This window comes from Streptomyces sp. NPDC059255, from assembly GCF_042752355.1.
Lineage (GTDB): Bacteria > Actinomycetota > Actinomycetes > Streptomycetales > Streptomycetaceae > Streptomyces.
The window spans coordinates 364,264-386,057 of record NZ_JBHYZP010000001.1 but is presented as its reverse complement, the minus strand read 5'-3'; the positions used below and the strand labels follow the sequence as shown (position 1 = coordinate 386,057).

The window sequence follows — 21,794 nt, the reverse complement described above, 5'->3', positions numbered from 1 at the left end:
CGACGTCTTGCCCTGACAGGAGAACAGATGACGTACGCCTACGACATCGGCATCATCGGCGGCGGCCCGGCCGGTTCCACCGCCGCGTCCTACCTGGCCAAGGCCGGTCTGTCGGTCGCGGTCTTCGAAGGCGAATTCTTCCCCCGGGAGCACGTGGGCGAGTCCCTGGTGCCGGCGACCACGCCGGTCCTGCTGGAGATCGGCGCCATGGACAAGATCGAGGCGGCGGGCTTTCCGCGCAAGTACGGCGCCGCGTGGACGTCGGCCAACGCGGACGACGTGGACCCGCTCGGCTTCCAGGTCCACGACCACGGCCTGGGCGCCGCCGACGTGCTGTTCAACGAACGCGATCAGCTCGGCGTCGACCGCGACCACACCTTCCACGTCGACCGCGGCCGGTTCGACCACATCCTGCTCAAGCACGCGGAGAGCCTGGGGGCGAAGGTGTTCTCCGGGGTGCGGGTGCGCGGTGTGGACTTCGCCGACAGCACCCGTCCCGTGCTGCGGGTCGGGCTGGGCGGGACGACCACGGAGGTGCCGGTACGGATGGTCGTCGACGCCAGCGGGCGCGGCACCCTCCTGGGACGGCAGCTCAAGGTCAAGGTGGCCGATCCGGTGTTCAACCAGTACGCCGTGCACAGCTGGTTCGAAGGACTCGACCGGGAGGCCCTGGCGAACGACGAGAACCAGGCCGAGTACATCTTCATCCACTTCCTGCCGCTCAGTGACACCTGGGTGTGGCAGATCCCCATCACCGACACGATCACATCGGTCGGGGTCGTCACCCAGAAGGCGCGGTTCCGGGAGGGCAAGGACGATCTCGAAGGCTTCTTCTGGGACTCGGTGGCCAGCAGGCCCCTGCTGTACGACGCGTTGAAGCAGACCGCGCGGGTGCGTCCGTTCAAGGCCGAGGGCGACTACAGCTACGGCATGCGCAAGGTGTGCGACGACTCGATGGTGATGATCGGCGACGCCGCGCGGTTCGTCGATCCCATCTTCTCCAGCGGTGTCAGCGTCGCCATGAACAGCGCCCGGCTGGCCTGCGCCGACATCATCGCCGCCGCCGAGGCCGGTGATTTCAGGGCCGGACGGTTCGAGAACTACGTGACGAAGCTGCGGCGCGGTGTGTCCAGTTGGTACGAGTTCATCTCCCTCTACTACCGCCTCAACATCCTGTTCACTGCCTTCGTCCAGGATCCCCGCTACCGCATCGACGTCCTGAAACTGCTGCAGGGCGACGTCTACGACGAGCAGGAGCCCGTCGCGCTGACGGCGATGCGCGAGTTCGTCGCCGCCGTGGAGGCGGATCCCGGCCACCTCTGGCACCCCCTGCTGGGAAAGATGAAGGTGTCCCGCAGCTCCGGGGCGTTGTTCTGACCGCGCCATGAGCGGTGTCCGGAGCATTGTTCCGACCGCGCCGTGGGCGGTTCCGGTCGACAGGGACGGAACTCTCGCCGCCGAGGAGAACCGTCCGACTCGCAGAAGAAAGTGAGGCATCGCCGTGTACGGACCCTGGCTCTCGCGCGTCGCGCGGGGCGTGCCGCCCATACGTGTCACCGGGACGTCGGTATGAGGCCGGCCAACGTGTTCCTCGCCGGCCTGGGCTGCTGGCTGCCCGCCCCCTACGCGGCGTCCGAGGCGGTCGCCGCGGGCCTGTACGACGCCACGGTCTTCGCCGAGAGCGGTCTGCGCGGCGTGCTGGTCGCCGGGCCGGAGGCACCGCCCGACATGGCCGTGCGCGCCGCGCGGACCGCGCTCGGCCGCTCTCCGGGAGGGGCCGCCGCGATCGGTACGGTGCTGCACGGCTCGACGTTCTACCAGGGGCCCGAGATGTGGTCACCGTCCGCCTACATCATGCGGGAACTGGGCATCACGGGGGCCGGCGGCACAGAGATCCGCAACGGGTGCAACAGTATGCTCACCGGTGTGGAACTGGCCGCCGGCCTGCTGTCGTACCAGCCGGACAGCCGACCGGACATCCTCCTGACCACGGCGGACAACTTCAACTCGCCGTTGATCAACCGGTGGGACAGCGGGCCGATGGGCGTGATCGCCGCCGACGCGGCCAGCTCCGTCGTGATCAGCCCGACCGGTGGCTTCGCCCGTGTCGACGCCGTCGTCTCCCGGGTCTATCCGGAGTTCGAGGCGATGGCGCGCGGCGACGAACCGCTGTTTCCCCCCACTGGATCGGCGGGCCGGCGGATCGACACCGTGGAGCGCGCCCAGCAGTTCAACGAGCGGGTGCGTGAGATCGGCGGGACGAGCGTCGCCGACGGCCTGGCGAAAGCCTGTTCCGACACGGCACTGGCCGCCCTGGACACGGCCGGGATCAAACCCTCCGACCTGCGCTGGGTCCTGGTGCCCAACGGCGACGAGGCGACCACCCGGAACTGTGTCATGGACCCGCTCGGGCTGGACGTGTCCCGGTCGCAGTGGGAGTTCGGCTGCGGGATCGGGCACGCCTCGGCCAGCGACCAGTTCATCGCCCTCGACCATCTGCTGCGCACCGGCCGGCTCGACGCCGGCGACCATGTCCTGCTGTTCGGCGGCGCGCCGGGCTGGTCGGCCGTGGCGGTGGTCCTCACCCTCTGCGCACTGCCGTCCTGGAGTGGGAGTCCGACGGGGCCGACGATGCCGACAGGAGGTGCCGCGTGACGGCGCAGCAGCAGGACCCGGCCGCCCCGCAGCCGATCGCCATCGTGGGCATGGCGTGCGAGTTCCCCGGCGCGCACGACGTTGCGGCGTTCTGGAGCATGCAGCTCGACGGGGTCGACGCCACGTCGGACGTCCCGGCCGACCGCTTCCCCGTCGACGTGTTCCACGATCCCCGCCCGCGGACCCCCGGACGGACCGTCAGCCGCCGCGGCGGCTTCCTGCCCGACATCCGGGGCTTCGACGCCCAGTACTTCGGCATCTCCGGCCGCGAGGCGAGCCACATGGACCCGCAGCAGCGGCTGCTCCTGCAGACCGCCGCCGCGGCCGTGCGGGACGCCGGCCTGACGCCGGAACGGCTCGCGGGGAGCCCGACCGCCGTCGTCGTCGGGCAGCGCACCGCCGAATACTGGGACCTGCTGCGGGCCGCCGGGGCACTGGACATCTACGCCAACACCGGCACGTCGCGCAGCGTCCTGTCCGGCCGGCTGTCGTTCTTCTTCGATCTGCGCGGCCCGAGCACCTCGGTCGACACCGCCTGCTCGTCCTCGCTGGTGGCGGTGCACCAGGCGTGCGCCGCGCTGCGCGGCGGGGAGGCAACCCTCGCCCTGGCCGCGGGGGTCAACCTGGTGATCACACCGGAGGAGAGCATCACGTTCTCCCAGGCGGACATGTTGTCCGCGGACGGCCGGTGCAAGTTCGGCGCGGACGGCGCCGACGGCTTCGTCCGCAGCGACGGCGTCGGCGTCGTCGTCCTCAAGACGCTGGCGCGGGCCGAGGCGGACGGCGACCGGATCCACGCGGTCATCCACGGTTCGGCGGTCGAGAACGAGGGCCGCAGCAGCGGATATCTGATGACCCCGTCGGGGAGCGCGCAGATCGACGCGATGCGGCACGCCTGCTCCCGTGGCGGAATCGCCCCGCGGGACGTCGGCTTCGTGGAGGCGCACGGCACCGGCACACCCACCGGCGACCCGATCGAACTGCGCAGCCTGGACGCGGTGTACGGCACCGGCGCCGACCGCCCGGCCACGGATCCCGTGCTGGTCGGCTCCGTGAAGACGAACATCGGACACACCGAGGCGGCCGCCGGCATCGCGGGACTCATCAGGGCCGCGCTGTGCGTGGCGCACGGCGTCGTCCCGCCCAGTCTGCACAGCGGCCGGCTGACCGACGCGGTGGACTGGGCCGGCATGGCCCTGGAGATCCCGCAGACCGCCAGGGAGTGGGGCCGGAACGGCGCCCCGCGGTACGCCGCCGTCAGCTCGTTCGGCATCTCCGGCACCAACGCCCATGTCGTCCTCGGCGAGCACCGGCCCGCGGCCGTGCCACCACCGGCCGGCGAGCCGCGGCCGTACCTGCTCGCCCTGTCCGCCCGGACCCCCGCCGCGCTGCGTGAACTCGCCGCCTCCTACGCGGACTTCCTCGGACCCGACGGGGCGGGCCACCGGCACACGTTACGTGACGTCAGCTTCAGCACGCTGACCCGCGGCGCCCATGACCGGCACCGCATGACCGTACTCGCCACGGAGCACGACCAGGCCGTCCGGCAACTGCGCGAGGGCCGGCCGATCGTCGCCGCCGGGCCGGGCGCGCGGTGGCGGACCGTCTTCGTGTTCCCCGGGCAGGGCTCCCAGTGGTCCGGGATGGGACGCCGGCTCCTGCGTACCTCGCCGGTCTTCCGGGAGACGGTCGAGGAGTGCGACCGGCACGTCCGCGCCGAGCGCGGCTGGTCGGTGATCGAGCAACTGACCGCCGACGACGGGGCGGACCGGCCGATCGACGTGGTGCAACCGCTGCTGTGGGCGGTCGAGGTCGGTCTGGCCGCGCTGTGGCGGTCCTGGGGCGTCGTCCCCGACGTCGTGATCGGTCACAGCATGGGCGAGGTCGCCGCCGCCTGCGCCGCGGGCGCGCTCAGCCTGGCCGACGGCGCGGCGGTGATCTGCCGTCGCAGCGCGCTGCTCAGGGAGATCGCCGGCGCCGGGTCCATGGCCGCGGTCGATCTGCCCGCCGACGAGCTGCGGCGGGAACTCGCCGATGTGCCGGACGTCGACGTCGCGGTGAGCAACGCGCCCCGGCGCAGCATCATCTCGGGCCGTACTCCGGCGGTGGAGAAGGTGCTGGCCGCACTGTCCGAGCGGGACGTCTTCACCCGGACCGTCAAGGTGGACGTGGCCTCGCACAGCAGTCAGGTGGACCCCCTGCTGGACGCGCTGCGCGCCGCCCTGGAGTCGGTCCGGCCCCGCGAGGGACGGGTACCGCTGCGCTCGACGGTGACCGGGGAGCTGCTGACCGGTGCGGAGCTGGACGCCGGCTACTGGGTGCGCAACCTCCGCGACGAGGTCCGCTTCCACGCGGCCGTCGACGCCGAGACCACCTGCTCCGAGGCGGCGGCCGTCGTCGAGATCAGCCCGCACCCGATCCTCGGCGGTGCGGTGAAGGAGTGCCTGCCCGCCGAGCGCACCGGCGACCTCGTGGTGCGGTCGCTGCTGCGCGACACCGACGAGCTGACCACGCTGCTGACCTCTGTCGGCATGCTGCACCAGGCCGGATACCCGGTGCGGTACGACGCGCTGTTCGACGGTCCGGCCGCCTATGTGGGACTGCCCTCGTATCCCTGGCAACGCACCGCGTTCTGGTTCGAGCCGGTCTCCGGGACGGCCGGCCCGGGGACCACGGCGGCTGCCCCCGCCGCTCCGGACGTCCCGGACGGACATCCGCTGCTCGGCGCGCACACCGTCCTCGACGACGGCGCGCACCGCTGGGAGGGGCCCGTCGACCTGGAGCGCAACGGTTACCTCCTGGACCACCAGGTGCAGGGTCTGGTCATCCTGCCCGGCACGGCGTACCTGGAACTGGCGGTGGCCGCCGCCACCCGGACCGTCGGCGCCGAGGTCGTCGTGCGGCACGTCCACTACGACAAGGCGCTCTTCCTCACCGTCGGCGATCCGCCGGCGCTGCGGGTGACGCTGCGGCCGGACGGGCGGGGGTGGGCCTTCGACGTCGCCACCGCCGAGGGCACCGAATGGACCCGCCATGCGCACGGCCGGGTCGAAGAGGCAGTGGCCGGCGCGCGCGTGCTCGAACTCCCCGAGGACACCCCCCGGCAGATCGCCGCACGGGTCCCCGACCACTTCACCGGCGCCGAGTTCTACCGCCGGTTCGCGGCCCGCGGCAACGACTGGCACGGCGTCTTCCGGGGCATCGGGCAGGTGTGGCGCGGCGACGACGAGGCGCTGGCCGAGATCGCCGTCCCGGCCGGTCTCCCCGGCTACGAGCGGCACCATGTCCATCCGGCGGTCCTCGACGCCTGCGGACAGATCCTCGCGGCCACCCTGCACGACTCGGCCGTACCCGGCGAGCAGCACGCCTTCGTCCTGGGTTCCCTCGACGCGTTCCGCCGGTACGGGCCGCTGACCGGGACCCTGTACAGCCACGCGGTGCGGCGCGAACTGACGGCCGAGTCGTTCAGCGGCGACGTCGTCGTCCGGGACGAACGGGGCACGCTGCTGGCCGAGTTCCGCGGCCTGCGGATCCGCTGGCTCCTGCGCCGGGAGAAGCCCGGTCGGCCGGCCGACTGGCTCTACCGGCCGCGGTGGCTGCCGGCCGCCGTACCCGGGGCACTGCCGGAGCCGGCCGCCGGCGCCTGGCTGGTGTTCGAGGACGAGGACTTCGGGCCGCGGCTCGCCCCGGCGCACGGCGCGCGGATCGCCGTACGGCCCGGGGAGCGGTTCGAGCGTACCGGCGACGGGTTGTACCGCATCGACCCGTCCCGTCGCGACGACTACGTCCGGCTGCTGTACGAGGCCGGCCGTGACCGTCCCGGGGGCGTCGCCGCCGTGGTGCACCTGTGGAGCATGCGCGCGGCCCGGCCGGTGGGGGCGGTGCCGCTGGGCCTCGGCAGCGCGCTGCTGCTGGAGCAGGCGTTGGCCACGACGCGGTGGGCCGGCGCGCTTCCCCGGCTCGTGCTCGTCACCCGCGGCGCCGACACGGTCGTGAGGACGGACGGGGCACCGGATCCGGAGCAGTACGCCGTGTGGGGCTTCGGGCGTACGGCGGCGAGCGAGCTGTCCGTCGTACGCCACACCCTCGTCGATCTGGACCCGGCCCGTGGCACGGAACAGACGGAGGCGCTGGCCCGGGAGATCGCGGCTAGCGGCGGGGGCGCGGATGCCGGCCACGGGAGAGAGGACCAGATCGCGCTGCGGGCGGGCGAGCGGTACGTCCTGCGGCTGCGCCGCGCGTCACCGGCGAGCGGTGCCGATGACATCACCGGGATCGTGCCGGCCCGCGACCGCGGCACGGGCCCGGTGCGCGCGGTGGCCGCGGCGCGGCCGCCGGCCGCCGACGAGGTCCAGATCGCCTCGGCGTACGGCGGCGTCGGGTTCCGCGACGTGCGGCGAGCGGCCGGGGCCCGCCCGGACCGGGACGACGACGGCGGGCCGGGCCGGGAGACCTCCGGCGTGGTGACGGCCATCGGCACCGACGTACGGGGGCTGGCCGTGGGCGACCGCGTGGTCGCCGTGGCCCGGCCGGGACTGGCCACACGGGTCCTCGCCGATCGCCGGCTGACCCACCGCCTGCCCGACGGACTCGGTCTCGCCGAGGCCGCCACCGTGCCGATCCCCTATCTGACCGCCTGGTACGGCCTGATGGAGCTGGCCGCGCTCCGCGCAGGGGAGAAAGTCCTCATCCACTCGGCCACGGGCGGCACAGGGCTCGCCGCGATCCAGGTGGCCCGGCGGTGCGGCGCCGAGATCTTCGCCACCGCGGGCAGCGAGCGGCGGCGGGCCCTGTTGCGCACCATGGGCGTCACCCATGTCGCCGACTCCCGGGGCGACTTCGCGGGTCCGCTGCTGGCCGGGACCCGGGGCACCGGGATGGACGTCATCCTCAACTCGCTGCCCGGGGCGGCCGTCGAGCAGAACCTCGGCATGCTCGCACCGTACGGGCGCTACGTGGAACTGGCCGAGCAGGACCCGGCGGACGGCCGCCCGGCCGGTCCCGGTGGCCTGCCGCGCAACGGGTCCTTCCAGGTCCTCGACATCGCCGCCTTCTGCCGCGAGCGCCCGGAGCGGGCCGGGGCGCTGCTCGGCCGCGTGCTGCGCCTGATCGCGGCCGGCGAACTCGCGCCGTTGCCGGCCGAGGTGTACCCGCTGGACGCCGTCGACCCGGCGTTCGACGACATGCTCGGGGCCCGGCACATCGGCAGGGTGCTCATCGACCTGCGGACCACCGCCCCGGCGGTCCCGGCGGCGCCCGAGCCGACCCGGATGCGGCCGGACGCCACGTATCTCGTGACCGGCGGCGCGGGCGGCATCGGCTCCGAACTGGCCCGCCGGCTCGTCGCGCGGGGCGCCCGGCACCTGCTGCTCACGGGCCGCTCGGTGCCCACCACGGCGTCCTCGTCGGGGGGTGACATCGCCGGCCTGCTGGAGGAACTACGAGGCCAGGACGTCGAGGTGCAGTACGCCCCCGTGGACGCGGCCGACGAGCGGTCGATGCGCCGACTGGTCGAGAACCGCCGCGCCGCCGGCCGGCCGGCGGTCCGGGGCGTCTTCCACACCGCCGGAGTGTTCCTGTACAAGCCGATCGGCGACACCACCCTGCGGGATCTGCAAGCCGTACTGAGGCCGAAGGTCGAGGGGGCCCGCGTCCTCGACCGTCTCTTCGGGGACGACCTCGACCAGTTCGTCCTGTTCTCCTCGGGGAACGCCCTGCTGGCCTCGCCTCACGTCGCTGCGGCGGCCGCGGCCAACGCGGGCCTCGACGCGATCGCCCGCGGCCGCCGCAGCCGCGGCCGGGCGGCACTCTCCGTGAACTGGGGCTTCTGGACCGACCGGGGCATGGCCGCGCGGGCGGGTACCGAACTCGGCCGGAACCTGATCCCGCGGGGCATGACCGGGTTCACCGCCGAGGCCGGGTTCGCGGTGCTGGACCACCTGCTGGCCACGGGCGCCGAGGACACCGTCGTCATGCCGGTGGACTGGGCACAGTGGCGGGCCGCGTACCCGGCAGCGGCCGCGTCCCCGTTCCTGCGGGACGTCGTCGACGACACACCGACGCCCCGTGTCACCACGGCCCCGCCCGCTCTTCCGACGACGGCGCGGGCCGGGGCGGGGATCGGGCGGGAGTCGACCGACGATACGGATCGAATGACGGATGCGGATCGGACGGCCGCTACGGATCGCAGGACGGGTGCGGATCGGACGGCCGGTACGGATCGGACGACGGGCGCGGATCGGACGGCCGGTACGGCGGCACCGCCCGCGGACCGGGCGGAGCTGTTCCGGGCCGGGGTCGCCGCCATCCTGCGCGTCGACTCCGGGCACCTCGACCCGAACCTGGATCTGACCAGCCAGGGACTCGACTCGCTGATGGCGGCTCAGCTGCGGCAGGAGGTGCAGCGCTCGCACGGGGTGCTGCTGCCGGTCGGCAAGATCCTCAGCCGGGCCACGCTGCGTGAGCTGACGGACCACCTGCTCGACGCGGCCCGACCGGAGGGGAGGAGAGCGGTGGGGTGACCGCAGGAGAATCCGGGCGCGGCAGCCGAATCGGCCCGCGCCCGCCCCCGTCGGCGCTCGACGGAACTACCCTGAGCTGAAGCCCTGCCGGGAGAACAGGATGAGCGCACGGCCCCACCCCGACCAGGAACAGGAGAGCCCCACCATCTCTGATCAGCCCTCACCATGCGTGTTCTGCGCCATCGCAGCCGGGGAAGCACCGGCCACCTTCGTGCGGGAGTGGCCGGACGTGATCGCCATCCGTCCGCTGGACGGAGTGAACGAGGGCCATGTCCTGGTCATCCCCCGCGCCCACGTCACCGACGCCGGCGCCGACTTCGCGGTCTCCGCCCGCACGATGGCCTGCGCCGCCGAGCTGATGGCCGAACACCAGGACGCGAACATCATCACGTCGAAAGGCTCCGCTGCGACGCAGAGCGTCTTTCACCTTCACTTGCACGTGGTGCCCCGCGAGGGCGGCGACGGCCTGCCCTTGCCCTGGACACCTCGGCAAGAGGCCGCGCGGAAGGCCGGAGGCACGCGGTGACGAGCGACAACCTCACCATCGTCTTTGCCCGCGAGCCCGTCCCGGCCTCCGGCCCGAAGGTCTTTCTCGCCGGTCCCACTCCCCGTGCCGACGGCGACGTCGAGTCCTGGCGCCCCTCCGCCATCACGGAACTTGCCGCTCAGTGGGCCGGCGAGCAGCCGCTGACCGTGCTCACCCCGGAGTCCAGGGAAGGAAAGTACGCAGCGCACTACGACGACCAGGTCGGCTGGGAGACCGACGCCCGCGCCGCCGCCGACGCCATCCTCTTCTGGATCCCCCGAGACCTGCGCACCCTGCCGGGCTTCACCACCAACGTCGAGTTCGGGCTCGACGTCGCCACCGGCCGCGCGGTCCTGGGCTGCCCGCCGACCTGCCCCAACCCCGAACGCAACCGTTACCTCATCTACGTCGCCGGGCGCCACGGCGTCCCGGTGCTCGACACGCTCGCCGAGACCGTGACCGCTGCTCTGGACATCGTCGCTGCCCGCCCGTCGGTCGATCCGGACCCGCACCGACCATCCGTGAGTCTCGACCCCAGGGGCGGCTCGGAAACCCGGTCCACGGTCTTCCAGGAAGCCACCGATCAGCTACAGTTGGGGTCGGCCCCTCACGTGGCGCTATCTGACTGAACTCCCCCAGAGCCTGCCGGCAGCAAGGGTAGGTCGGCTCTGGCGGGTACGTGGGGGGTTCTCTGTTTCCACGATCCACGTTGTCGGTGGGCGCGCCGGCTGTGCCTCGCCTTCGCCGCGGGACAACGGCGAAGGGGCGGTACGGCGGTGTGCGTCCCGGCTGCGAGGATGCCTGCACTTCCGGTGCCCCGGACGCGCCGTTCGGCGCGCTTCCCGGGGCACCGGGAGAGACGCCGATGTCAAGCGGAGTTCGAGAGGTTGAGCTCCGGGGAGCCTGACCGGGGTGTGAGGGTGCGCGGGTCGGCGGGGGCGGGGGCGGGGACGTAGACGGGTGCGTCGGTCTGGTAGAAGAGGTCGATGTCGGCCTCCTCGCCTCCGACGATCAGCGTGTCCCAGGCGCCGCTCGCCTGCAGTGTCCGCAAGGTCGCCGGTGCGAGAGCGGAGAGATGGTCGCGGAGCTCCTGATCGGTGGGCATGCCGGGAAGGCGGGCCGCGAGGCGTTCACGAATCGCCTGCATGCGCTCCAACAGGGCTTCCAGGTCGGGCTGTTCCGTCGGGGAGTCGGCCACGGGACCGGGTGCCGCCTGCTGCTCCGTGCTCCGGGCGATGACGTCCTTGATGGCGTGCGAGGCACCTTGCTCGTCGGTGGTGACCATGGCGTTCCAGGCGCGGCTCTTGTGGCGGTACTGGAGCATGGACATCGCGGCCTCGTGCCGGATGAAGTCGGCGTCGCGCAGCGGTCGGCCCTGCCAGGTGCGGCTGAGTGAACGGGCCAGTGAAGTCGCCGAGGCCAGACCGCTGTTGAGGCCCCGGCCGGGCCAGAAGTGGATGGCGTTGGCCGCGTCGCCCAGCAGGAAGCCGTAGGTCCCCGGGCTGCTCGACGTGGGACTGTGGAGTTGAGCGGTGAAGCGGGGGCGCTGCACCATGTCCAACCTGAACGACGTGATCGCGCTGAGGTCGTCCTCGGCCACACCGAACAGCTTCAGACCTTCCCGGATCCGCTTCCACAGGGGCGAGCCGCGCAGCAGGGCGGGGAGGAAGAGTGTGCCGTGGGTGGGACAGACGAACTCGTTGTCCTCGTGACGGCTCATCACACAGGGGCGTGCGGCGATGCATTCCTCGAAGACCTGACGGACGGGATCGATGCCGACCACGTTCTTGGTCTCCTCACGCGTGAGCCTCATGTTCAGGAAGCCCTCGCCGTGCAGCGAGTTGAGCAGGAACCTGTTCTGCGAGACGGTCAGCAGAACACTCATCGGGTCACTGAGCGGTGACTTGACCTTCAGTCCCAGCACCACGTCCTGCAGGTGTTCGCCGTCGAGGGAGTACACGGAGGCGTCGGCCGCACCGAAGCGGTCGCCGTAGTACTCACGCGTGCGGGATCGTCCGCCGTCACAGATGGCCAGGACGTGCTGGGACGAGAGCCGGTGTTCGTCCTCCCGCGGGTCGAACCGCTTCGGCACGAGGCGGATGGACGGCTTGGTGTTGGCCAGCTTCAGCAGCCGGTCCTCGACAGAGGCGATGGGAATGTTGCGCGGAGGTCTGCCGTCGACCGAGTCCGGCCCGACGGGCCACATCTCCGAGAAGCCGCCCGAGTCGAAGAGCGCGGACTGCATCTCCTCGGTCAGCGCCAGGTACTGCCTGCTCTGGATGGTCACGACCTGCTGCCGGCGGACGTTACCGTGCGACTCGTCCTTCCACACCACGGTCGAGCCGGACGTCAGCCAACGCCCGTCGTGGACGGTGATGCTCACACGCCCCTCCAGCGCGCTCTCCAGCATCAGGGCGAAGGCCAGACCGACAGGGCCACCGCCGACGACCGTGACACGCAGGTCGTCCGGGTTCGCCGGGGCGCTCGACCGGGGCAGGTCGATCTGGGAGACGTCGAAGACCGTCTCCATGGCCTCCTGTGTCTCGAACAGGAAGGTCTCGTCCCCGATCCGGATGACGTCGCCCGGGCTCAGGACATGCCGTGCGACGCGCCGTTCGTTGACGTAGGTGCCGTTTCTGCTGTCGCGGTCGTGCAGAACGCGTGCGTCACCCTCCTCCACGATCTCGGCGTGCAGACGGGAGGCGCTGGTGCTGACGATGATCACATCGTTGTCGCTCTTGCGTCCGAACCGCAGAGGTGCGGTGCCCAGTACCACACTCTGACCGGTGAAGGGACCTGTGCGTCCCACGATGACCGACGTCACTCGTACTCCTTGGGTACATGCTGTGGTGCCTGGGTGGGGCGCGCGCGACGCGGCGACCCCGGCGTAGGACGAGTTGACCCGCCGGCCGAATGCCCCCGAGGCGCGTTCGGTTCAACGGGTCCTGCCTTCCAGGACGGAAGGGACCTGCCGGTCCGGGAGCGGGCTGCTCCCGGACCGTCACTGGCAAGTGATGGAGAACGGGACCGCGTCGGACACGGTCTGCGTGGCTGCCTTGAACTCCACACCCATGGCGGTCGACAGCGTCCCCGCCTCCGCCCAGGTCGTCACGCGCACCGTCTCCTGATGGGTGCGAGGACCGCCCTCCACGAACGACAGCGCACGCCAGGTGGGATCGACCACCTGCCCTCCCGTCGACACCCATCGGTAGGTGAACCGCGCGGGCAGTTCCGTCGCCTCGAAGGTGGCGGTGAAGGAGGGGGCCTGCCCCTGGGGCGTCGGGCAACTGCCCGCGTACGTCAGGTTCTCTCCGGTGACCGACACCTTGACCGGCAGTTCGGCCGCGATGTCCGCTTCCTCGTTTTCCGCGGCGGCGTCCGGATTCTGTGGTGAGGGGGAGCCGGAACCCGCCGTGGGCGACCCGTTGCCCCCTTGATCCGTGTCCCCGCTCGTCAGGGCATACCCGAGTCCGCCCAGCAGCAGGGCGAGGGCGCCTCCCGCCGCCACCAGGGCGTACACGGTACGCCGGCTGCGTCGCGGCCTACCGGTGGGCACGGCAGCCGCAGCCGCAGTCGAGGGCGCGGGCGTCGCGGCGGTGGAGGCCGTGGGTGTGGCAACGGGGTGAGGCGGCGGCCCCTGCGGCGCGACCGGGGGCGGGGAGAGGGCTGCCGGGGGAGATGCGACCGTGGGCGTGTGAGCGACGGCGGCCGGAGCGGTTTCGGCCGATGTCCCGCCGGTCCCGGGCGAGGTACCGGCCGAGGTACCGGCCGGCGCGTCGGCGCGTGTCTCGGTGGTGACGGTGGGTACGTCCGTGGTGGCCGTCTCCACATCGTCGTGGGACTGCGTGGGTGCGTCGGTGCCCACACCGTCCGTCGGCAGATCCACGGTGTCCGTCGCCGTGAGGTCTGCCCCCGGCGTACCGCCCGCGGCCACGAGCCGCAGGTCCTCCACCGTCCGCGCGAGCGAGGCCCGTTCGTCCGGGTCCTTGCGCAACAGGCCCTCGATGACGGGGACGAGCGCTCCGGCCCGGTGCGGGACGGACGGTTCGTCGTCGACGACGGCGCGCAGGGTGGTCAGGGCGCTGCTGCGCCGGAAGGGAGAACGGCCCTGGACGGCGGCGTAGAGCAGCACGCCGAGAGACCACAGGTCCGAGGCGGGTCCCGGCATGCGGCCCAGCGCCCGTTCCGGGGCGAGGTACTCGGGGGAGCCGACGACCTCACCGGTCATCGTCAGAGCCGAGTCCCCCTGGATCACGGCGATCCCGAAGTCGCTGAGCACGACCCGGCCGTCGTCGGCGAGCAGGACATTGGCCGGCTTTACGTCACGGTGCAACACCCCCGCCTCGTGCGCGGCCTGGAGCGCGGCCAGGACCTCCGCGCCGATCCGCGCGGCCTCCCGCGGTGCCAACGAGCCCTCCGCCTCCAACCGGTCGGCGAGCGATCGGCCACGAACCAGCTCCATCACGATCCACGGGCGGTCCTCGTCGCTGACCACGTCGTGGATGGTGATCACGTTGCGGGCGGTGACACGCGCCGCGGCCCACGCCTCGCGCTCCAGCCGCGTGTACAGACGCTCCACCTTGGCGCTGGGCAGTCCGGCCGGAGCCCGGACCTCCTTGACGGCGACCTCCCGGTGCAGCACCTCGTCGCGGGCGCGCCACACGGTGCCCATGCCGCCTTCTCCGAGAGGGGCGAGCAGACGGTAGCGGCCGGCCACGACCCGGTCAGGGCTCATGCCCGAGGACGCGATGTCCTCGCGCCGGGAAGGGACTTCCCGCCCCTGATCCTTGGGAACGGACGGATCCGCCCGGACGTCTCCCGCCTGATCGGATGTCATCGCTCCGCCACTCCTGTTCTCCCCTGCACGCGAGGGCCGCCGTCGCCGGTGGACCGGCCATCCCCCGTGCGCCATGACGCTCCCGTTCCTCACCGCATGGCCGTCAACTGCAGTACGGGAAGGCCCTGTTGGTCTTCGTAGCTTAACAACGGAACCGATGGACGCGGCTGCCGGTCTCGCCGCCGACAGCCCGTGCCACCCCGGAAACACCAACGCCACGGCATGAACGGCCAGGTCCTCACCGATCCCTTCGGCGATGGAAGCGCTGCCACAACACCACCCATGCCGAGATCCGCCGCCTCGGCGGGCGAGCATGGCCACCATCAAGGGCCGGCGCCTCAGTCGGCCGGAAGGGATGTCTCTCGTCAGCAGTTCCTTTGCCAAGGCACGGCATAGGAGCTGCCGATTTCATACAGTCCTGGTGCGGAAACCTTGAATCGGGTCCAATGACCATCACGCTCGACACAACCAGCGCTGGTGCGCAGCCAGGGGGAATACGGGATACGCAACCTGACCAGGCCAGGTTCGGAGACTTGCACCGTAATGTTTGCATTGTCGCTGCTGACGACTGACGCATCCGCACCTGAGAGAATGGGACGGGCACCCTTCACCCGATAGATCCGCCACCGGGAGTCGTGCCATACCGGCTCCAGCCAGCTCGGCCTGCTGCGGACGAGCTCGGCTTCGTCTCTTGCCGCCCAGTCCGGCTCCCCCTCCGGCACGACGACATAACCTACCGCCCACTTGTCGAGCCATGCGCGATATTTCCCGACCGTGAACCGGTTTTCATAGAAAAGATCCCCACGTTCCACATCGAGCTGACGATTCCATCCCCGTGCCAGATTCACGTGAGGACCGAGTACGGTGGTTTCACGATGGTTGACAGCAGGCACTACCTCCACACGAGTGCGTTCCGCGTGCAAACGGTCGAGCGCTTTCAGTACACCTTGCGTGTGGGACGCCCAAGACGGCACAGGTGTCGACATATCGAGCACATGAACAGCGTGTGCTGTCACCCACTGCACAGAAAGAGCGAGGGAAAGCCCGACAGCCACCCTTGACACCATACGAACGCCACGCTCGAGCAGCACGCAGAGAAGCACCGGAGGCCCGAACAGTTCAGCGAGACGGATGACGTTGGAACCGACAGGCGAAGAAATCAGTCCGGTCAAAACCACACCTGCCGCATAAACCGCCGAGCTGAAACGTAGAGTCCTCCACTCCCGCGGTGCGAGCAGCGCCAGAACGATTCCGAAGAGGGTCGGCTTCCAGATGTCACCCATCGCCATGGGCATTACGCCACTGAAAGGGAAGAGCAAGGTTGTCAGAGCGACCACGGCGACAGGCGGCGCACAGACAGCGACAGCTCTTCCCATATCCCGGTTCAAGAGCCACCCTGCCCCAAGAACCAGGAGGAACAGCCCTGCGACAGGACTGGCCAGAGTCGCCAGGGCGCTGAACGCCGATGCAAGTACCAAGCGCCTACTGGAACCTGCCAGGCCAAGGCAGGACACCAGTGCCAGAGTCACGCCCAGTGCGAAAGTCGAGCGCCCCGACGCGACATTCGCCCAGAGGGACAGGACCGCCAGGAGGGCGGGCCACAGCGGACGACTTACTCCGCTACGTACGAACACACGCCCCACGAACCACGAGGCAATGACGCCCGCCCCCGCGGTGACAGTCCGCACACCGAGAAGAGCCATCAACTGCGGTGCAATGACACTGTAGTTGCCGACATGGATGCCCCCGTACCAGCCCAGGTTGTAGGGGGATCCGGGGTGCCGGGAGACGAAATCCGCCCAGGAAAGCTGCGCGGCGAGATCACCGCCGCCTGTCGCCAGACAGGCGGCCCATACCGCATACAGCGGCAGGGCTACGGTGGTAGCCGCAATCGGGACGTGATGTCTGCGCCAGCGTGTACGTGCCCATGCGAATCTGCCGGCAAGAGCACTCTCTACCGGCAGTTGGACCGCCGAGACGGTGGAGCCGACGGGGCCACGTTCATCAACGGACATCGGGAGACAGGGCCTTTCAGCAGCGGCGAGGACTCTCCGCAGCGTGCCCGGGGCTCGTTGACCGGTTGCTGATCCAACCTGATCGGCCGATCAGGAAGGCGGGCTCGCGGTGTGCGAGGCTGCATCACATGCGCATCCTGGTGGTCGAGGACGAGGTGGACCTTGCCCGCACCCTGCACACCGGTCTGACCGCGGAGGGCTACAGCGTCGACCTCGCCCATGACGGCCGGCAGGGACTGTGGATGGCCAGGACCGGCGAATACGCCCTTGTCGTCCTGGACTTGATGCTGCCCGGACTCAACGGCTACAAGGTCTGCGCCCAGCTGCGCAGGGAGGGCAACGCGACCCCCATCCTGGTACTCACCGCCAAGGACGGGGAGTGGGACCAGGCGGAGGCCCTGGACACGGGGGCCGACGACTACCTCGCCAAACCCTTCTCCTACCTGGTTCTCGTCGCCCGACTGCGGGCCCTGGTCAGACGAGCCGCCACCCTCGCCCCGCCCGTCCTTGCCGTGGGCGACCTCTCGCTGGACGTCGCCGGCCGAATCTGCCGCCGGGCCGGGGCCCGGGTGGAACTCACCCCCCGGGAGTTCGCCGTGCTGGAACTGCTGGCCCGCCGGGCGGGCCAGGCGGTCTCCAAGACAGATCTGCTCTACCACGCGTGGCCCGACGAAGCCCGGGACCCCAACCTGGTGGAAGCACGCGTCAGCGCCCTCCGCAAGAAGGTCGACGCCGCGTTCCACCGGCAGTCCCTGCAGACCGTACGGGGCACCGGCTACCGACTCGTGGACGACCGTGAACGCGACTGAGCCGCGCCGCCGCTGGTGGCCGCGTTCCGTACGGGCCCGCACAGCCCTGGCCGCCGCCGCGACCGCCGCCGTCATCCTGGCCGGCACCGGCTGGTGGGTACACCGCGACGTCTACCACCGGAGCACGCAGATCGCCGAAGACCAGGCCAAGGCACAGCTCTGGACTCTCTGCGATCAGCTGAGCAAGGGTGTCATTCCCGACACCAGAAGCACCGTGCCGTACGAGGTCGTCGCGACCGGCCGGCGCTCCGCCGTCGCCTACGGCGGAGGCATGGCCGACTTCGATCCCGGCACCCGCCACGTGATGCCCGCCCCGCCGAAGACCATGAGGGCCGAGCTCATCACTACCGTCCGCCTACCTGCGAACCCCGACTACGACCCCCATGACAACCTCTCCGTGGCCGGCGGCACCAACCAGGTCTTCACAGCCGATATCTGGGCCGCTGAGCTCAGCAGCGACCAAGTCGCCGCTCTGGGCGTAGCCGCCGACGCCACACTGCGGGTCTATGTGGTGGTGCTCCCGCACACGGCCGAGGCGATCACCGAGACCATCGACCGTCTGCTGCTGCGGGCCGGACTCGTCAGCCTCGTACTGATCGCCGCCGCCGCCTACTTCACCGTCCGTATCGCGCTGCGGCCGGTCGAAGCCATCCGCGTCCTCACCGCCTCGGTCACCGCGAACGACCCCCGCGAACGTGTCACCGTCCCCGCCACGGGACACGAGATCACCGCCCTGGCCACCACCATCAACACCACCCTCCAACGCCTCGACAACGCCGCCGCCCAACAACGCCGCTTCGTCGCCGACGCCGCCCACGAACTACGCAGCCCCCTCACCACACTCCTCGCCAGCCTCGAAGTCGCCCTCGCCTACCCCGAACACACCGACTGGCCCGCCGCAGCCACCACCGCCGCACGGCAGACCCGCCGCCTCCACGCCCTCGCCGAAGACCTCCTCCTCCTCGCCCGCCTCGACACCCGCGCCCCCACAACCGACCCCCACACCGTCGACCTGACAGCCCTCGCCTCCCAGCTCACCGAGCAACATTCCCTCTCCGAGAAGCAGTTGACGCTCACCTGCGACAGCACCGGCCCCGCCCCCGTCCACGGAAACCCCGGCGAATACGAGCGGCTGCTGCGCAACCTCCTCGACAACGCCGCCCGCCACGCCGCACACCGCATCCAGATCACCATCCGGGACCACGACACCTGGATCATCCTCACAGTCCACGACGACGGACCCGGCGTGCCCACCGAAGACGCCGAGCGCATCTTCGAACGCTTCGTCCGACTCGACGACGCCCGCTCCCGCGACCACGGCGGCACCGGCCTGGGCCTCGCCATCGCCCGCGACCTCGCCCACCGCCACCAAGGCACCCTCACCCTCACCCTCACCCCCCGCACCCTCGGAGCATGCTTCCAACTACGCCTCCCCCGAGCGCCGGTGTGAGGCGGATCCTCTCGGGGAGAGGCTGTCCGTACTGTTCAGCGAGTTGTGACAAACACTCACCTCAGGTCGCCCGACCGACCTCCCCGGGTGCGGACGTGGTCAAGGACCGCCCGCCAGGTGCCGGGCAGGAAAGCGCTCGATCGTGCGGTACAGCTCGATGTTGCTGTCCGGGTTGATCAACCAGTGGCCCTCGGCCTTGTTCAGCAGGTACTCGGCCTCGGCGCCGCGGGCGCGCAGCGCATCGACGATGCGGTCGGAGTGGCGGCGAGCGACGCGAACATCGTTGGCGCCGTGGATCAGCAGCATCGGTGCGGTGATGTCGTCGACCTCGCAGCAGCGGTGAGCAGACCCACTCCCCGAGCCAGGGGAAATCACCGGACCGTCCGCTCGGCCTTGGTAAAAGCTCGTCGCAGCACCGCGCCACTCCGTCGGAATCCCTTCCCGCAGCCGTTCGGCTTCCTCGCGGGTTTCACTGGCGTCATCAGCGCCGACATCCTCGTCGTTGTCGGGATCCTGTGACGCGGAACGCAGCAGTACAGCGGCGGCCTCCACCTACTCCTGGTTCCCCTCCTGCCCCGGACAGATCGAGGCGACACAGGGCTGAAAGCGTGTCTCCGTCCCTGCCGGCCGGGCTCTTCCTGTGGTGCCGGCGCGGTGCCGTCAGCCGGCGTTCGTCGTGGTCGTCCCGGGCCGCGGGACGGGCGGGGCGGATTCGGGGCCGGAGCCCGATTCGGAGCCGGGGTCGACCGGGTCCGGTTGGGCCAGGGAGCCGGCGACGAGGAGGACGCCCAGGATGAGCAGCAGCGGCACGCACATGGCCGCCCGGTACGAGACGGCTGCCCCGACGGCCCCGACCAGGGGCGGACCGATCAGGAAGCCCACGTAGTTGAAGAGGTTGACGCGGGCCACGGCGGTGTCCACCGCCCCCGGCAGCCGCTGCGCACCGACGACGAAGAGCTGAGGCAGGATCACGGACAGCCCCGCGCCGAGGACGGCGAAACCGAACGCGCCGGTCAGGGGTTCCGGCGCGGCGGCGATGACGGCGAACCCCACGGCGGAGAGCAGGGCGCCCACCCGCACCACGGCCACCGCACCCCACCGCTGCACCCAGCCGTCCCCGAGACTGCGTCCCAGGAGGGTGGCCGCCATGTAGAGGGCGTACGGTACGGTCGCCATCGCCTCCGAGCTGTGCAGCGTGTCCTCAAGGAACTTGGCGCTCCAGTTGCTGGCGGTGGAGTCGGCGATGACAGCCACGGTCATGATCAGGCAGAGCGGCAGCAGCGGCTTCCACGGGACGCCGCGCGGGCGAGCGGGCCGTGGGGAGGAGGACTGCGCGGACGAAGGCTCCGTGGACGGGAGCTGCGCGGCCGGTTCGGCCGCGGCACCGCCGCCGGTCACCGTGCCCGGCTCGTCCGGCTGCCGGGTCAGGCGCGGGCCGACCGACACCGCGAACGGCAGCAGCAGGGTGACCGAACCGGCGAAGAGGGCGAACAGGGAGAGGTGCCAGTTGGCCCCGGCCCAGGCGAGCAGGGCACCGAGGATGCCGCCGAGGCTGGCGGAACCGTGGAAGCCCAGCATGATGCTGCGGCCGTAGCCGCGCTGGATCCCGACGCCCGTCATGTTCAGGCTCGCCTCCATGGCGCCCACCAGCAGCCCGAAGGCGCCCAGGCAGGCCACGAGCTGCTGGACGGACTCGCCCGCCCCGACCCCGACCAGGCACAGACAGATCAGGGGCTGGAGCACGCGTACCACCACGGAGGCGGGAACCTTGCGCACCACACGCGAGACGGTGACGCTGCCGACGCCGGCCAGAATCGGCACGGCGGCGAGAAACATCGGGAGCGCGGCGTCGCTGAGCCCGTACCGGTCCTGGATCGCCGGGATACGCGTGACCAGCAGGGCGAAGACCGCGCCGTGGACGAGAAAGACCAGGAGCAGCGCGGACCGGGCCTGTCGCAGCCGTACCGGGATCTCCATGACACCCCTTCAGTGATCGCCGCCACTCACCCGAGGGCGACTCCGGGCGCGACCGTATGGGGCGACGCTGAAGCGCGGCTTGCGCGACGGTCAGGACGACGGTTCGCCGCTCCACGATCCGTACCGCCGACGACCGCACCGCTGAGCGCACCGACGACCGCCGGCCATCCGCGATCACCTCGACGAGGTGTGGCGCAAGATCGCCGGTACGGCGGTCGAGGACGGTTCGAGGACCGGCACCCGTGCGGGCGCCCGGCCGCCGCCGTCCCCGCGTGGCGACCGGAACCCTCGCACAGACCGGATCGGAGTCTGCCGCGAGTGGATAGGCGGCCGGTGCCATGTGGACGACGCTGTTCGGCATGAATCGCTTCACCACCCCGCTGAGACACGCAGCAGCCGACGCGATCACCCCCGAGATCCTGCGCGCCACGATGGGCGCGTTCTGTTCGGGTGTTGTCGTCGTCACCGCACTGAGCGACCAGGCCGACGCCGAGCCCGTGGGCTTCACCTGCCAGTCGTTCGTTTCGCTCTCGCTCGAGCCGCCGCTGATCTCCATCAGTCCCGCTCGCACCTCCACGACCTGGCCCCGCATCCGAAAGGTGGGCCGGTTCGCCGTCAACGTCCTCGCCGACGACCACGCCGAGCTGTCGAACAGGTTCGCCCGGTCGGGGACCGACAAGTTCGCAGGCGTCGACTGGACGCCCTCGCCCAACGGTTCGCCCGTCCTGGACGGGGTCACCGCCTGGGTCGAGTGCGATCTGTGGCGCGAGTACGACGGCGGCGACCACACGGTCGTCATCGGTCAGGTCACCGCACTCGACCACGACATCGGGCGGAACCCCCTGCTCTACTACCGCGGCTCCTACCCGCGGGCCTACTGGGCGGCCTGACAGGCGACGCCGGGGACACCGCCGGATCGCCCCACGTCGCCGCGGCGTGCCGCTCGTCAGGCCCACGGGGCCTGACCTCGCCGGATCGCAGACGATCCCGCCGGGTCGGTCCGC

The 21,794-nt window shown here is 71.1% G+C and carries 12 protein-coding genes, 1 other RNA gene and 1 pseudogene; 9 read left to right on the top strand and 5 right to left on the bottom strand.

Features of this window, described 5'->3' with window-relative positions; translation table 11 throughout:
• Positions 1-27: 27 nt before the first annotated feature.
• The 6 genes and pseudogenes from ACFXKG_RS01660 (at position 28) to ffs (ending at position 10,397) form a co-directional block, all read left to right on the top strand.
• Positions 28-1,377, top strand: a complete 1,350-nt coding sequence (locus ACFXKG_RS01660) for an NAD(P)/FAD-dependent oxidoreductase (RefSeq protein WP_365812674.1) — start codon at positions 28-30, stop codon at positions 1,375-1,377.
• A 192-nt stretch (positions 1,378-1,569) separates the two neighbouring features.
• Positions 1,570-2,655 carry a ketoacyl-ACP synthase III family protein gene (locus ACFXKG_RS01655; RefSeq protein WP_384830579.1) on the top strand — a complete coding sequence of 362 codons (1,086 nt, stop codon included), beginning with the start codon at positions 1,570-1,572 and terminating at the stop codon, positions 2,653-2,655.
• A complete protein-coding gene (locus tag ACFXKG_RS01650) occupies positions 2,652-9,176 on the top strand; it encodes an SDR family NAD(P)-dependent oxidoreductase (protein WP_384830576.1) in 6,525 nt (2,174 codons plus the stop codon). Before ACFXKG_RS01655 ends, ACFXKG_RS01650 begins: the two co-directional genes overlap by 4 nt.
• Positions 9,177-9,276: 100 nt before the next feature.
• Positions 9,277-9,702 (top strand): HIT family protein, encoded by a 426-nt coding sequence (locus ACFXKG_RS01645; protein ID WP_384830573.1) that lies wholly within the window; start codon positions 9,277-9,279, stop codon positions 9,700-9,702.
• Positions 9,699-10,010 (top strand): annotated as a pseudogene (locus ACFXKG_RS01640) (nucleoside 2-deoxyribosyltransferase domain-containing protein); the annotation flags it as partial. The gene ACFXKG_RS01645 and the pseudogene ACFXKG_RS01640, both read left to right, overlap by 4 nt.
• 290 nt (positions 10,011-10,300) lie before the next feature.
• An RNA gene (gene ffs, locus ACFXKG_RS01635) (signal recognition particle sRNA small type) lies at positions 10,301-10,397 on the top strand.
• A gap of 173 nt (positions 10,398-10,570) precedes the next feature.
• Here the strand turns inward: ffs and ACFXKG_RS01630 are convergent.
• The 3 genes from ACFXKG_RS01630 to ACFXKG_RS01620 all read right to left on the bottom strand — a co-directional run bounded on the left by ACFXKG_RS01630 (position 10,571) and on the right by ACFXKG_RS01620 (position 16,554).
• A complete protein-coding gene (locus tag ACFXKG_RS01630) occupies positions 10,571-12,526 on the bottom strand; it encodes an FHA domain-containing protein (protein WP_384830570.1) in 1,956 nt (651 codons plus the stop codon).
• A 177-nt stretch (positions 12,527-12,703) separates the two neighbouring features.
• Positions 12,704-14,437, bottom strand: coding sequence for a serine/threonine-protein kinase (locus ACFXKG_RS01625; protein WP_384831729.1), 1,734 nt, complete (start codon positions 14,435-14,437; stop codon positions 12,704-12,706).
• Positions 14,438-14,904: 467 nt separating this feature from the next.
• A complete protein-coding gene (locus tag ACFXKG_RS01620; protein ID WP_384830568.1) occupies positions 14,905-16,554 on the bottom strand; it encodes a hypothetical protein in 1,650 nt (549 codons plus the stop codon).
• A gap of 128 nt (positions 16,555-16,682) precedes the next feature.
• Between ACFXKG_RS01620 and ACFXKG_RS01615 the strand changes: the two genes are divergently transcribed.
• Together ACFXKG_RS01615 and ACFXKG_RS01610 are read left to right on the top strand one after the other, a co-directional pair.
• Entirely contained in the window at positions 16,683-17,363 is a 681-nt protein-coding gene (locus ACFXKG_RS01615) for a response regulator transcription factor (RefSeq protein WP_384830565.1), read from the top strand.
• The gene (locus ACFXKG_RS01610) at positions 17,350-18,813 is read left to right on the top strand and encodes a sensor histidine kinase (RefSeq protein WP_384830562.1); all 1,464 of its coding nucleotides are present in this window, start codon (positions 17,350-17,352) and stop codon (positions 18,811-18,813) included. The genes ACFXKG_RS01615 and ACFXKG_RS01610 overlap by 14 nt, the downstream gene beginning before the upstream one ends.
• 99 nt (positions 18,814-18,912) lie before the next feature.
• Here the strand turns inward: ACFXKG_RS01610 and ACFXKG_RS01605 are convergent, their stop codons facing one another.
• Both ACFXKG_RS01605 and ACFXKG_RS01600 read right to left on the bottom strand, forming a co-directional pair.
• Positions 18,913-19,365 (bottom strand): alpha/beta hydrolase family protein, encoded by a 453-nt coding sequence (locus ACFXKG_RS01605; RefSeq protein ID WP_384830559.1) that lies wholly within the window; start codon positions 19,363-19,365, stop codon positions 18,913-18,915.
• A 108-nt stretch (positions 19,366-19,473) separates the two neighbouring features.
• Positions 19,474-20,790 (bottom strand): MFS transporter, encoded by a 1,317-nt coding sequence (locus ACFXKG_RS01600; RefSeq protein ID WP_384830556.1) that lies wholly within the window; start codon positions 20,788-20,790, stop codon positions 19,474-19,476.
• Between the two features lie 359 nt (positions 20,791-21,149).
• Between ACFXKG_RS01600 and ACFXKG_RS01595 the strand changes: the two genes are divergently transcribed.
• On the top strand, positions 21,150-21,680 hold the full coding sequence (locus tag ACFXKG_RS01595) for a flavin reductase family protein (protein WP_384830553.1): 531 nt from the start codon (positions 21,150-21,152) through the stop codon (positions 21,678-21,680).
• The last annotated feature ends 114 nt before the right edge of the window (positions 21,681-21,794 follow it).